Origin of the sequence: Paracoccus wurundjeri, from assembly GCF_030678915.1 — a bacterium.
Taxonomy (GTDB): domain Bacteria; phylum Pseudomonadota; class Alphaproteobacteria; order Rhodobacterales; family Rhodobacteraceae; genus Paracoccus; species Paracoccus onubensis_A.
The window spans coordinates 1-13880 of record NZ_JAUUTZ010000028.1; the positions used below are offsets into that span (position 1 = coordinate 1).

Sequence of the window (13880 nt, forward strand, 5' to 3'; positions counted from 1 at the left end):
CCCCCCCCCCCCCCCCCCCCCCCCCCCCCCCCCCCCCCCCCCCCCCCCCCCCCCCCCCCCCCCCCCCCCCCCCCCCCCCCCCCCCCCCCCCCCCCCCCGTCGCGGGACGCAGTAACCGGCGTTCCCGATTCAGTGCGACATTCCGATTGCCGATGCCTGCTCAGAACCGGGTTACCGCAGCCACGCCGTGCAGCGCCCATCCGGGCTATCAGACCAGAACGGCATCAACATTCTGCGTTGGTCATTTCTTCCTTGCGGGTCGGTTCTCCGGCCGGACCCACATGCTGCATCAGCCATGCCGCTATCCGCAGTAGGCGGGCATCATCCCCCAGCCGCCCGACAATCTGCAACCCCATGGGCAGACCGTCCCGGGTCAGGAACAGAGGTAGGGTCACGACCGGGGTTCCGCAAAGCGTCCAGATACCATTGAATGCGGAATCGCCGGTACTTCCCAGACCTTCCGGTGCAGGGCCGGGGCTGGCCGCGCAAAGGATCGCGTCGCAACGGTCGAATATCCGGTCCAGCCCGGCATTCAAATCCTCGCGCCAATCCAGGGCCGCCATGTAATCACCGGCGAGGATTGCCTTTCCGGCATCTATCGCCTCGGTCAGTTTCAATGACATGAGATGACGTCCGCGCCGTTCATAACCCGCGAAATATTTCGCCATCTCGACCTGATTTATCTGCGTCCTCATCTGCTGCGCCTGGGAAAATATCGCGGGAAGTTCAATCCTTTCCACCATATCGCCAAGAAACCCTGCCAACTCGTCCAATGCCGCGCGCATGCGGGGATCCGTTGCAGGCGGCGCCGGCAGATCAACCAAGGCCAGTCGCGGTGTCCCGGGCAGAGCCGAGAGCGCCTCCTGATACAGTCGCGGCGCAGGCATTTGGGTGGTCGCCGGATCGGCGGGATCATGGCCCGCCATCGCCTCGGCCAGAAGCGCGGCACCGGGGACCGAGCGGGCAAAGACCCCGATCGTATCCAGAAAGGGCGATTGCTGAAGCACGCCCGAACGTCCGATCATGCCGAAACTGGGCTTATAGCCGACCACTCCGCAGAATGACGCGGGACGAATGACGGATCCACCAGTCTGCGTACCGACGGCCAGCGGCACCATCCCCGCCGCAACCGCCACGGCAGAGCCCGCCGACGACCCGCCAGGCGTCCGCGAAACATCATGCGGATTCCGCGATTTCGACGGCTCCATAAAGGCCAGTTCGGTGGTCACGGTCTTTCCCATGATAACCGCGCCCGCCGCACGCAAACGCGCGACCAGCCCCGAATCTTCGGATGGAACACGACCTTTGTCGATCGCGGTGCCGTTCTCGGTCGGCATCCGGCCCGTGTCGATGACATCCTTGATTCCGACCGGCAGCCCATGCAGCGCGCCAAGGACGGCGCCGGATTTGCGCCGCTCATCCAGGACGCGCGCCTGTTCAAGCGCATCGCTGCCATCCAGCCACGCCCATGCCTGCAACTGCGGCTCGGTTTTCTCGATGCGGTTCAGGCATGCAGTCGTCAATTCAACCGCCGAAATTCCGCCTTGCGCAAGGCGCTCACGCAGATCGGTGACGTCGGCTTGGGTCAGGTCAGCTGCCATAGGATACTCTTGGTTGATAATGGGCGATATCGGGGACGATATATGTCAGCGGCACGGCGATAAAGACCGTCAGAAGAAAAGGCGTAATCAAGGGTGACGATACTCAATCATATTTCATCCCGCCATCCAGCCGAGCCACCTTTCCCTCAGCCATGCAAAAATCGACAAAGGCCCGCACTGCGGCGATACGCGGCCCGGATCGATTCCACAGTACGCCCGTCTGACGCACTTCTCCCGCTGGAAGCAATTTTTTCTGCAAAGGCAATCCTTCCGGCCAGGGCGGTGCCCAGTCGGGAACGATAGAAACCCCCAGCCCCCGGCTTACCAGTGCAGCAATCGCATCCAGTGCGTCGAGTTCCAGCCATTCCCGCACATTCAGATCATGCCGACGCAGATAGCGATCGACGATCTGTCCTCCCCACTGGTTGCGATCGTATCGGATGAAGGGCTGCCCCGCGATCAGCCCATGCGGATCACCAAGATCCAGCCCCTCGGATGCGATCAGCATCAGCGGCTCGTGCCGCAAGGTCTGCCAGCCCATTGATTTCGGCACCGGGAAATGCGGGCGCACGATGATCGCCGCGTCCAGTTCCCCCGCTTGCACGCCCTGATAAAGCCTTGCCGAAGAATCCGGGCGCAGGAAATATTCGATCCGAGGATGGCACAGGCGCAGTCCAGCCAGAATTTCCGGCAGAATCCCGGTCATCGACGTTGCGGTCGCGCCCAGTCTCAACCGTCCCGCCGGTTCATCATTGGCGGCGCTGGCGCGCAGGTCGCGGGCGGCTTCGATCAGTTGGCGGGCGGCTTCAAGCATCGCCAGACCCGATGCCGTCGGCCGCACCGTCCGGCCCGCGCGGGCAACCAGAGCATGATCCAGATCCTGCTCAAGCGTGCGCAACCGCTGCGCCACCGCGGCAGGTGTAAGATTCAGCCGCCGCGCCGCCTCGGCGATCGAGCCGCAATCGGCGACGGCAACGAAGCTTTCAAGAAAGCGGATGTCCATAAGATATGTTTTCTATTTTTTGAAAGCATAAAAAGCAATATTAACCTGCTTTATATTCTGCTCTAATTTGCCCGCGAATCGAGGTCCCAGACCCATCGCCAGCCTTTCGAAGATAAGGAAACATCATGTCCATCGACGCCAAATTCCGCAAGCTTGGCACCGACAACGCCCCAGGACAGGAGACCCGCCAGAATGCTGCGGGCACCGAAGCGCTGCTGCGCGGCGATCCGCTGGAAGGCCGCAAGGTGGATTTCTCGCATGGCGATGTGGATGCACATGAACCCACGCCCGGCGCATTCGAGCTTTTCTCGGCCGGGGTTTCGACGGGCGGGGCACAGGCCTATACCGAATATCGCGGCGATCTGGGCATCCGGGAAGAGCTTGCGCCGCGCATTGCCGGTTTCACCGGCGCTCCGGTCGATGCAAAGGACGGGCTGATCATTACGCCGGGCACACAGGGCGCGCTGTTTCTTGCCATCGCCGCGACGGTGGGTCGCGGCGACAAGGTGGCCATCGTCCAGCCCGATTATTTCGCCAACCGCAAGCTGGTGGAATTCTTCGAAGGCGAAATGCTTCCCGTGCAGATGGATTACGTCAATGCGGATGATCGCAGCGCCGGACTTGACCTGGACGGGTTGGAGGCCGCTTTTCGCGCCGGGGCGAAAACCTTCCTTTTTTCCAATCCGAACAATCCGGCGGGCGTGGTTTATTCCGCCGACGAGATCCGCCAGATCGCGGCTTTGGCCGGGCAATATGGCGTGACGGTGATTGCCGACCAGCTATATTCCCGTCTGCGCTACAGCGGCGCGACCTATACACATCTGCGGGCGGCGGATATCGATCCCGAAAATGTGGTGACAATCATGGGACCCTCGAAAACCGAGTCACTCTCGGGTTACCGGCTGGGCGTGGCCTTTGGGTCAAAGACAATGATCGCACGAATGGAAAAGCTTCAGGCAATCGTCAGCCTGCGCGCACCCGGTTATAGTCAGGCGGTCCTGCGCGGCTGGTTCGCGGAACCCGATGGCTGGATGGACGAGCGCATCCGCCGCCATCAGGAGATCCGCGATCATCTGCTGTCTGCATTACGCGCTGTCGATGGCGTCTTTGCCCGCACACCGCAGGCGGGAAGCTATCTTTTCCCCAGCCTTCCCGATCTGGCCGTGAGCTATGCCGATTTCGTCAAGATCCTGCGGCTTCAGGCGAATGTGATCGTCACCCCCGGCACCGAATTCAGCCCGCATACCGCAAGCAGCGTAAGACTGAATTTCTCGCAGGATCACGATGCCGCATTGGCAGCAGTGGAACGTATGGCCGCATTGACCGAAAGATATCGCGCATGAATTCCGAACTTCCGATTCCACAGGGAAATTACGTTCCGGCAAAACGTCATGGCAGTCTTATCGTGACCTCTGGCATGACTCCGCGTCGCGAGGGTGTTCTGATCCTGACCGGCAATGTCAGTTCCGCCGCCCCGCTCGATGATTATCGAGAAGCTGTCGAACTGGCCTGCGGCAACGCACTGAACGCCGCGAATGCGCAGCTTCGAAAGGGTGAACGGATCGCCGCGATTCTTAGCCTTTCGGTCTTTATCACCGCCGATCCGGATTTTACCGCACATTCGAAACTGGCCGATTTCGCCTCGGATTATCTTCGCGACAGACTCGGCCCCCAGGGCGTAGGCGCGCGCGCCGCCGTTGGGGTCGCCACCCTACCCGGCAATGCGCCGGTCGAGATCCAGTTGATCGCCACGGTTTGACGCGGCGCGTCCTGACAAGGCCGATCCGCGCCATGCCTTCGCCGGGATCTGGCTAAGCCGCCCGCGCCTGCCGACAACTTAATGCTGGCGTTTCTTCGCCTTCTCGGCTAGGGCAGCGGCGCAAACCCGGAAGGCAGCCTTATGGATATCCGCAATATCGCCATCATCGCCCATGTTGACCACGGCAAGACGACGCTGGTCGATCAACTCTTGAAACAGTCGGGCTCGTTCCGGGAAAATCAGGCCGTGGCCGAACGCGCCATGGACAGCAACGATATCGAACGCGAACGGGGCATCACCATCCTTGCCAAGGCGACCTCGGTCGAATGGAAAGGGACGCGGATCAATATCGTCGACACGCCGGGGCACGCCGATTTTGGCGGCGAGGTCGAGCGTATCCTGTCGATGGTCGACGGTGTCTGTCTGCTGGTGGATGCCGCCGAAGGACCGATGCCGCAAACGAAATTCGTGACCTCCAAGGCATTGGCGCTTGGGCTGCGCCCCATCGTGGTGCTGAACAAGGTCGACAAACCGGCGGCCGAGCCAGACGATGCCCTGAACGACGTGTTTGACCTGTTCGCCAATCTGGGCGCCAGCGACGAACAGCTTGATTTCCCGCATCTCTACGCCTCGGGTATCGGGGGATGGGCGGATGAAACGCTTGACGGGCCGCGCAAGGACATGACCGCCCTGTTCGATATGATTCTGCGGCATGTCGAACCGCCAAAGCAGATCGAACGGGCTGACGAGCCATTTCAGATGCTGGCTACGACGCTGGGCGCGGATGCCTTTCTGGGCCGCCAGCTGACGGGGCGCGTCGAAGCGGGCCGCGCCAAAGCGGGCGACACGCTGAAGGCGCTCAGCCGCGACGGCGAACGGATCGAGCAGTTCCGCATCTCGAAGATCATGGCCTTCCGCGGCCTGACCCCGCAGCCTATCGACGAGGCCGTGGCCGGTGACATCATCACGCTTGCGGGCATGTCGAAGGCAACCGTGGCCGATACGCTTTGTGCGCCCGAGATCACCACCGCCCTGCCCGCGCAACCCATCGACCCTCCCACGATCAGCGTGACCTTCGGCATCAATGACAGCCCGCTTGCGGGCCGCGACGGCAAGAAGGTGCAGTCACGCGTGATCCGTGAACGGCTGATGAAGGAAGCCGAATCCAACGTTGCCATCAAGGTTGAAGATACTCCGGGAGGCGAGGCTTTCGTGGTTTCGGGCCGGGGCGAATTGCAGATGGGCGTTCTGATCGAGAACATGCGCCGCGAAGGCTATGAACTTTCGATCAGCCGTCCGCGCGTGATCTTTCGCGAAGAGGACGGCGCGAGGCTGGAACCCGTCGAAGAAGTCATCATCGATGTGGATGACGATTATACCGGCGCGGTCATCGAGAAACTGACCGGCGACCGCAAGGGTGACATGGTCGACATGCATCCGGCGGGTCACGGCAAGACCCGGATCGTCGCTCATGTACCGTCGCGGGGACTGATCGGCTATCATGGTGAATTCATGACCGATACGCGCGGCAATGGCGTCCTGAACCGGATTTTCCACGGCTGGGCTCCCTATAAGGGAACGATCCAGGGGCGGCGGCAGGGCGTGCTGATCTCGATGGAGGACGGGGTGTCCGTCGCCTATGCGCTGTGGAATCTGGAAGAGCGCGGCAAACTGTTCATCGGTGCGCAGGAACAGGTCTATCAGGGTATGATCATCGGCGAGCATTCGCGCGACAACGATCTGGAAGTAAACCCGCTCAAGGGCAAGAAACTGACCAACGTCCGTGCTTCCGGCACGGATGAGGCCGTGCGCCTGACTCCACCGGTCCGCCTGTCGCTGGAAGAGGCGATCGCTTATATCAACAACGATGAGTTGGTCGAGGTTACGCCCAAAAGCATTCGGCTGCGCAAACGCTATCTTGATCCGCATGAACGCAAGCGGCAGGCTCGCAGCGAAGGCTGAACGCGTCCCGGCACCTTGCCTTGGTCTGTCATGGGTTTTTCTTGTGACAGACCATATATATTGTCCCGCCGGCGGCGGCCAAATCTGATTTATTCCCCGGATTCCACCATGTTGCCGTCATGCCGGAGTGATTGGCATTAACCGACTCTTTTGTTTTAACTCTTCTTCCATTATTGCAGCAGTAGCTTGCACGTGAACGACAAGGCAGGATTTCCGTGACCGATCATATTATCAAGGATATCGCTCTGGCTGATTTCGGCCGGAAAGAACTGGATATCGCCGAAACCGAGATGCCGGGCCTCATGGCTCTGCGCGCGGAATATGGCGATGCGCAGCCGCTGAAGGGTGCCCGAATCGCGGGCAGCCTGCATATGACGGTGCAAACCGCCGTGCTGATCGAGACACTGACAGCTCTTGGCGCAGAGGTTCGCTGGGCGTCTTGCAATATCTATTCGACGCAGGACCATGCCGCCGCCGCAATCGCCGCATCAGGCGTGCCAGTCTTCGCCATCAAGGGCGAAACGCTGGAAGAATACTGGTCCTATACCGACCGTATCTTCCAGTTCGGCGAAGGTACGGCGAACATGATCCTTGACGATGGCGGCGACGCGACCCTCTACGTTCTTCTGGGCGCACGGGTGGAGGCCGGTGAAACCGACCTGATCGCCACCCCCACCAGCGAAGAGGAAGAGGCGCTTTTTGCCCAGATCCGCAAACGTCTGACGGAAAGCCCTGGCTGGTTCACCACACAGCGCGACGCGCTTCGCGGCGTGTCTGAGGAAACCACGACCGGCGTGCATCGCCTGTACGATCTGCACAAGAAGGGCCTTCTGCCCTTCCCCGCGATCAATGTGAATGACAGCGTCACCAAATCGAAATTCGACAATAAATATGGCTGCAAGGAATCGCTGGTAGACGGCATCCGGCGCGCCACCGATGTGATGATGGCGGGCAAGGTCGCCGTGGTCTGCGGCTATGGCGATGTCGGCAAAGGCTCGGCCGCGTCGCTGGCAGGCGCCGGTGCGCGGGTGAAGGTGACGGAGGTCGACCCGATCTGTGCGCTACAGGCCGCCATGGACGGGTTCGAGGTGGTGACGCTGGAAGACGTCGTCGCCTCGGCCGATATCTTCATCACCACCACCGGCAACCGCGATGTGATCCGGCTGGAACATATGCGCGAGATGAAGGATATGGCCATCGTCGGCAATATCGGCCATTTCGACAACGAAATTCAGGTCGCCGCCCTCAAGAACCACAAATGGACCAATATCAAGGATCAGGTAGACATGATTCAGATGCCTTCGGGCAGCCGGATCATCCTGTTGTCGCAAGGCCGCCTTCTGAACCTTGGTAATGCAACCGGGCATCCCTCTTTCGTGATGTCCGCCAGCTTTACCAATCAAGTGCTGGCGCAGATCGAACTTTGGACCAAGGGCGACGAATATCAGCCCGGCGTCTATATCCTGCCCAAGCATCTGGACGAAAAGGTCGCCCGGCTGCATCTGGACAAGATCGGGGTAAAGCTGACACAGCTTTCTCCTGAACAGGCCGCCTATATCGGCGTCACTCCCGAAGGTCCCTTCAAATCAGATCATTACCGGTATTGAGACATGAGCGAATATTCCCTGTTTACCTCGGAATCCGTCTCCGAGGGGCATCCCGACAAGATCGCAGACCAGATCAGCGACGCCATCCTTGACGCGATCATGGCCGAAGACCCGCGCGCCCGCGTTGCGTGCGAGACGATGGTCAAAACCGGCGTCGCGATCATTTCCGGCGAAATTTCGACCAATGCCTGGGTCGATCTTGAATCCATCGTGCGCGATGTGATCTGCGATATCGGCTATACATCATCGGAAGTCGGCTTTGACGGCGCCACCTGCTCGGTCATCAATATCATCGGTAAGCAATCGCCCGAAATCAATCAGGGCGTGGACCGTGAAAGCCTTGAGCAGCAAGGCGCAGGCGATCAGGGGCTGATGTTCGGCTATGCCTCGGACGAGACTGATGTTCTCATGCCCGCGCCGATCACCTACGCACACCGTCTGGTCGAGCGTCAGTCAAAGGTTCGGCGCGAAGGCACCCTGCCCTGGCTGCGCCCAGACGCAAAATCGCAACTGACCCTGCGCTACGGCGCGGATGGCCGTCCCGAAGCGATCGACGCGGTTGTGTTGTCGACCCAGCACAATCCCGACATCACGCTGACCGATCTGCGCGAAGCAGTGATCGAAGAGATTATCAAGCCCGTTCTGCCCGCGGAATGGCTGTCGGATCAGACGAAATATTTCATCAATCCGACCGGCAAGTTTGTGATCGGCGGGCCGGTAGGCGATTGCGGCCTGACTGGGCGCAAGATCATCGTTGACAGCTATGGCGGCATGGCCAGACATGGCGGCGGCGCCTTCTCGGGCAAGGATCCATCCAAGGTGGACCGCTCGGCGGCATATGCGGGCCGCTGGGTCGCCAAGAACATCGTAGCCGCCGGATTGGCCAGCCGCTGCGAGCTTCAGGTTTCCTATGCGATCGGCGAGGCGCAACCGACCTCGATCTCGCTGAACACCTTTGGAACGGAAACCGTCGCGCATGACAAGATCGTCGCCGCGGTGCGCGAGGTCTTCGACCTGCGCCCATTCGCCATCATCCGCGACCTTGATCTTCTGCATCCGATCTACCGTCCTACGGCAAGCTATGGCCATTTCGGGCGCGACGCCTATCTCCTGAACGGCGCGACCGCCTTCAGCTGGGAGCAGACGGACCGGGCAGAAGCCTTGAAAGCCGCCCTGACCTGATACGGTCCGGGCATCGGCCGATCACAGACCCGTGCAGCGGTTGTCGCGGCCCTCGCGATGTCTTATCTGCTGTTCCAAGCTGCCCGGAGGCATTCATGTCGCTGAACCCGATTCGTCCATGGCGAAATATCGAAAGGCGGAAATCCCGTCAGATCATGGTAGGCAACGTGCCGGTGGGTGGCGATGCGCCGATCAGCGTTCAAACCATGACCAATACCGATGGCCACGACGTCAAGGCGACGCTGGAACAGGTCATCCGCGCGGCCGATGCCGGTGCGGATATCGTGCGCATTTCCGCCCCCGATCAGGAAACCACCCGCGCATTGAGGGAAATCTGCCGCGAAAGCCCCGTGCCGATCGTCGCGGATATCCATTTCCACTACAAGCGCGCCATCGAGGCCGCAGAAGCAGGCGTGGCCTGCCTGCGGATCAACCCCGGCAATATCGGCAGCGCCGAGCGTGTGCGTGAGGTCATTCAGGCGGCCCGTGACCATGGCTGCTCGATGCGGATCGGGGTGAATGCCGGTTCGCTTGAACGGCATCTGCTTGAGAAATACGGCGAGCCTTGCCCCGACGCGATGGTGGAATCAGGGCTGGATCACATCAAGATCCTTCAAGACAACGATTTTCACGAGTTCAAGATCAGCGTGAAGGCAAGCGACGTCTTCCTTGCCGCCGCCGCTTATCAGCAATTGTCCGAGGCAACGGATGCGCCGATTCATCTGGGCATCACCGAAGCGGGCGGCTTTGTGGGCGGCACGGTGAAATCGGCCGTCGGGCTGGGCAATCTGCTTTGGATGGGCATCGGCGATACGATCCGCGTCAGCCTGTCTGCCGATCCTGTGGAAGAGGTCAAGGTCGGCTATGAAATCCTCAAATCGCTGGGCCTGCGGACAAGGGGCGTTCAGATCATCTCGTGCCCCTCTTGCGCGCGACAGGGTTTCGACGTGATCAAGACCGTCGAGAAACTGGAAAAGCGGCTTGAGCATATCAAGACGCCGATGAGTCTTTCAATCATCGGCTGCGTGGTGAACGGCCCGGGCGAAGCCCTGATGACCGATATCGGCTTCACTGGCGGCGGCGCGGGCAGCGGCATGGTCTATATGGCCGGCAAGCAAAGTCACAAGATGACCAATGACCAGATGATCGATCATATCGTGCAACTGGTCGAGGAACGCGCCGCGAAGATCGCGGAAATAGCGGAAGAAACCGTGTGAGCAAGGGAACTGCGGATTCCTGCCACTATCACCGCGACAGACGAAACAGCCCCAAGGCTACATTCTTGCCGTCAAAACCCGCATCTCGTGACGCAGAGCGGGAAGCAGCAACGATTCTGCACTGACTTTGAGTTGGTCAAGTTCGACTCGCGGCCTGTCTTCCTCATCTCAGACCAAGAAACGAGAGGATGAACAGAACGACGACCACAAGGCCGACAAGATAAATGATGTTATTCATAATCCGCCCCTCCTAAAGCGACGTAGAGGCGATTACCGGAACTGACGACGACTGCGTCAGATGCTGCCTCCCTATCTCAACATGGAAAGTTGTATTTGGGTTCCATGTTTCCACCGCCAGCAGGCTTCGCCGCTTACACGCGACCATCGAAAAAGTCGCACCAGCAGGGAATTGCCGCAAACGGTAAACTTAAAAAATTGTTTTTTATGGAAAAATTTGGAGCGGGCGATGAGATTCGAACTCACGACATCAACCTTGGCAAGGTTGCGCTCTACCCCTGAGCTACGCCCGCATCCTGTCCCGAGGCCGTATCACCTTCGGTGAGGGGTGATTTATTGGACTGCGCCGAAGGGTGCAAGGGGGAAATGCGCTAATTCAGCAGATTTTTTCTTCGCTCACGGGTTATCGGACTCATTCCGCCGCCCGGATCCGCGCAGGCTTCAGCATGGGCGCCAGGTAATGCCCAGTATGGCTGACATCCACTGTGGCGACATCCTCCGGCGTGCCGGTCGCGACGATCCTGCCGCCGCCGTCACCGCCTTCGGGACCGATATCGATGATCCAGTCAGCGGTCTTGATCACATCAAGATTATGCTCGATCACCACCACCGTATTGCCCTGATCGACAAGCGAATGCAGCACTTCCAGCAGCTTGCGGACATCTTCGAAATGCAACCCCGTCGTCGGCTCATCAAGGATATACAGGGTACGCCCGGTCGAACGGCGAGACAGTTCCTTGGACAGCTTGACCCGCTGCGCTTCACCGCCCGAAAGCGTGGTCGCCTGCTGCCCGACCTTGATATAACCAAGCCCGACCTGCATCAACGCATCCATCTTTTCGCGAATAGAGGGAACGGCTGCAAAGAATTGCTGCGCATCCTCGACCGTCATATCAAGAACATCGGCTATACTCTTGCCCTTGAACTTTATTTCCAAGGTCTCTCGGTTGTAGCGCGCACCCTTGCAGGTCTCGCATTCGACATAGACATCGGGCAGGAAATGCATCTCGATCTTGATCACCCCGTCGCCCTGACAGGCTTCACAGCGCCCGCCCTTGACGTTGAAGCTGAAACGGCCGGGCTTATAGCCACGCGCCTTCGATTCAGGCAAACCGGCAAACCAGTCGCGGATCGGAGTGAACGCGCCGGTATAGGTGGCCGGATTCGAGCGCGGCGTGCGCCCGATGGGACGCTGATCGATATCGATAACCTTGTCCAGATGCTCCAACCCCTTGATGGTCTCGCATGGCGCCGGGGTCTGACGCGCACCATTCAGCCGCAGCGATGCGGTCTTGAACAATGTCTCGATGGTCAGGGTCGATTTACCGCCGCCCGATACACCGGTGACGCAGATGAACTTGGCAAGCGGAAACTCGGCATCGACATGTTTCAGATTATTGCCGGTGGCCCCCACGACCGTCACCGATTTTCCGTTTCCCTGCCGCCTCTCGGCGGGCACGGCGATTTCGCGTTCGCCCGACAGATACTGACCGGTCAGGCTTTTCGAGTCGGCGGCAATCTGATCGGGTGTGCCGTGGCTGACCACTGTGCCGCCATGAACCCCAGCGCCCGGCCCCATGTCAAAGACATAATCGGCATGGCGAATCGCATCCTCGTCATGCTCGACCACCAGCACCGAATTGCCCTGATCACGCAGGTTCATCAACGTTTGCAGCAGCCGGTCGTTATCGCGCTGATGCAACCCGATCGAGGGCTCGTCCAGAACATAAAGCACGCCGGTCAGCCCGCTGCCAATCTGACTGGCCAGTCTGATCCGCTGGCTTTCGCCGCCCGAAAGCGTTCCCGCAGCGCGGGAAAGCGTCAGATAATCCAGCCCGACATTCACAAGGAAACCAAGCCGCTCACGGATTTCCTTAAGAATCGCCGCAGCGATTTCGTTCTTTTGCTTGCCAAGATGTTTCGGCGCATCCTCGACCCAGGCAAGCGCCTCCCTGATCGAAAGCTCGACGACCTGACCGACATGGTTGCCGGCGATCTTCACCGCCAGGGCCTCAGGTCTCAGGCGATAGCCGCTGCAGGCGCCGCAGGGACGGTTGTTCTGATAACGCTCGAACTCGTCGCGGACCCATTGCGAATCCGATTCGCGCAGGCGCCGCTGCATATTCGGGATGACACCTTCGAAAGCGCGCGTGACCTCATATACCCGGCCCGCATCGTCGAAGCGGAATTTGATCTGTTCTTCGCCCGAACCGTAAAGGAACAGGTTCTGAACGTTTTCCGGCAGATCCTTCCACGCGGTTTTCTTGTCGAAACCGTAATGCTTGGCAAGCGCATTGATCGTCTGGGTCAGATATGCGGATTTCGACTTGGACCACGGCGCAATCGCCCCTTTCCCCACCGACAGCGCAGTATCGGGAATCACCAGCCTTTCGTCAAAGAACAGTTCGACCCCCAAGCCGTCACAGACCGGACAGGCACCGAAAGGCGCGTTGAAGCTGAACAGGCGCGGCTCGATTTCCGGAATGGTGAAACCGCTGACGGGGCATGCGAAATTTTCGCTGAAGGTGATGCGTTCCGGTTCACCGTCAGCCGGGGCGGTTTCCAGTACGGCGATCCCATCCGCCAGATCAAGCGCGGTCCGCAGACTATCGGCCAGCCGCGTCTCAAGCCCTTCGCGCACGACCAGCCGGTCGACAACCACGTCGATATCGTGGCGGAATTTCTTATCCAGAACCGGAGGCTCATCCAGTTCATAAAACTCTCCGTTCACCTTGACCCGCTGAAAGCCCTGTTTGCGAAGTTCGATGAACTCTTTCTTGTACTCGCCCTTCCGGTCGCGCACGATCGGGGCCAGAAGATAGGCGCGCATGCCCTCTTCCATAGCCATGATCCGGTCAACCATGTCCTGCACCTGCTGCGCCTCGATGGGCAGGCCGGTGGCGGGGCTATAGGGTGTGCCCGCGCGGGCGAACAGCAAGCGCAGATAATCGTAAATCTCGGTCACCGTGCCAACGGTCGAGCGCGGGTTTTTCGAGGTGGTTTTCTGTTCGATCGAGATCGCCGGAGACAGGCCGCTGATATGGTCCATATCCGGCTTGCCCATCATATCAAGGAACTGCCGCGCATAGGCCGACAGGCTTTCGACATAGCGTCGCTGCCCCTCGGCATAGATCGTGTCGAAGGCAAGGCTGGATTTTCCACTACCCGACAACCCGGTGATCACCACCAGCTTGTCGCGCGGAATATCCATATCCACGTTCTTCAGATTATGTTCGCGCGCGCCGCGAACCTCGATGAACTTCTGTTCCATAGGCGTGCCTCGAACGATCCGACGCCAGACATAATATCAGC

Annotated in this window: 9 protein-coding genes and 1 tRNA gene; 6 read left to right on the plus strand and 4 right to left on the minus strand. The window is 59.9% G+C overall.

The window, feature by feature from the left end:
* Window positions 1-224 precede the first annotated feature (224 nt).
* Complete coding sequence (locus Q0601_RS20485; RefSeq protein ID WP_305291774.1) at window positions 225-1601, minus strand: amidase; 1377 nt, start codon at window positions 1599-1601, stop codon at window positions 225-227.
* Between the two features lie 103 nt (window positions 1602-1704).
* Entirely contained in the window at window positions 1705-2604 is a 900-nt protein-coding gene (locus Q0601_RS20490) for a LysR family transcriptional regulator (RefSeq protein ID WP_305291775.1), read from the minus strand.
* 125 nt (window positions 2605-2729) lie between these two features.
* Between Q0601_RS20490 and Q0601_RS20495 the strand changes: the two genes are divergently transcribed.
* From Q0601_RS20495 to ispG, 6 genes are all read left to right on the plus strand, one after another.
* Window positions 2730-3947, plus strand: a complete 1218-nt coding sequence (locus Q0601_RS20495) for a pyridoxal phosphate-dependent aminotransferase (protein ID WP_305291776.1) — start codon at window positions 2730-2732, stop codon at window positions 3945-3947.
* Window positions 3944-4363: a RidA family protein gene (locus Q0601_RS20500; RefSeq protein WP_305291777.1), complete on the plus strand. Its 420-nt coding sequence runs from the start codon at window positions 3944-3946 to the stop codon at window positions 4361-4363. The genes Q0601_RS20495 and Q0601_RS20500 overlap by 4 nt, the downstream gene beginning before the upstream one ends.
* Before the next feature lie 141 nt (window positions 4364-4504).
* Complete coding sequence (gene typA, locus Q0601_RS20505) at window positions 4505-6325, plus strand: translational GTPase TypA (protein ID WP_305291778.1); 1821 nt, start codon at window positions 4505-4507, stop codon at window positions 6323-6325.
* Between the two features lie 215 nt (window positions 6326-6540).
* Complete coding sequence (gene ahcY, locus Q0601_RS20510) at window positions 6541-7932, plus strand: adenosylhomocysteinase (protein ID WP_305291779.1); 1392 nt, start codon at window positions 6541-6543, stop codon at window positions 7930-7932.
* A gap of 3 nt (window positions 7933-7935) precedes the next feature.
* Entirely contained in the window at window positions 7936-9114 is a 1179-nt protein-coding gene (gene metK, locus Q0601_RS20515) for a methionine adenosyltransferase (protein ID WP_305291780.1), read from the plus strand.
* 95 nt (window positions 9115-9209) lie between these two features.
* Window positions 9210-10331 (plus strand): flavodoxin-dependent (E)-4-hydroxy-3-methylbut-2-enyl-diphosphate synthase, encoded by a 1122-nt coding sequence (ispG, locus tag Q0601_RS20520; protein WP_305291781.1) that lies wholly within the window; start codon window positions 9210-9212, stop codon window positions 10329-10331.
* Window positions 10332-10786: 455 nt separating this feature from the next.
* Here the strand turns inward: ispG and Q0601_RS20525 are convergent.
* Together Q0601_RS20525 and uvrA are read right to left on the minus strand one after the other, a co-directional pair.
* Window positions 10787-10861 (minus strand) — tRNA-Gly (locus tag Q0601_RS20525).
* Between the two features lie 119 nt (window positions 10862-10980).
* Window positions 10981-13839 (minus strand): excinuclease ABC subunit UvrA, encoded by a 2859-nt coding sequence (gene uvrA, locus Q0601_RS20530; protein WP_305291782.1) that lies wholly within the window; start codon window positions 13837-13839, stop codon window positions 10981-10983.
* Window positions 13840-13880: the final 41 nt, after the last annotated feature.

Coding starts and splice junctions, on each gene's coding strand:
- Q0601_RS20485 (WP_305291774.1), bottom strand. CDS start 1,601: ATGGCAGCTGACCTGACCCAAGCCGACGTCACCGATCTGCGTGAGCGC.
- Q0601_RS20490 (WP_305291775.1), bottom strand. CDS start 2,604: ATGGACATCCGCTTTCTTGAAAGCTTCGTTGCCGTCGCCGATTGCGGC.
- Q0601_RS20495 (WP_305291776.1), top strand. CDS start 2,730: ATGTCCATCGACGCCAAATTCCGCAAGCTTGGCACCGACAACGCCCCA.
- Q0601_RS20500 (WP_305291777.1), top strand. CDS start 3,944: ATGAATTCCGAACTTCCGATTCCACAGGGAAATTACGTTCCGGCAAAA.
- typA (WP_305291778.1), top strand. CDS start 4,505: ATGGATATCCGCAATATCGCCATCATCGCCCATGTTGACCACGGCAAG.
- metK (WP_305291780.1), top strand. CDS start 7,936: ATGAGCGAATATTCCCTGTTTACCTCGGAATCCGTCTCCGAGGGGCAT.
- ispG (WP_305291781.1), top strand. CDS start 9,210: ATGTCGCTGAACCCGATTCGTCCATGGCGAAATATCGAAAGGCGGAAA.
- uvrA (WP_305291782.1), bottom strand. CDS start 13,839: ATGGAACAGAAGTTCATCGAGGTTCGCGGCGCGCGCGAACATAATCTG.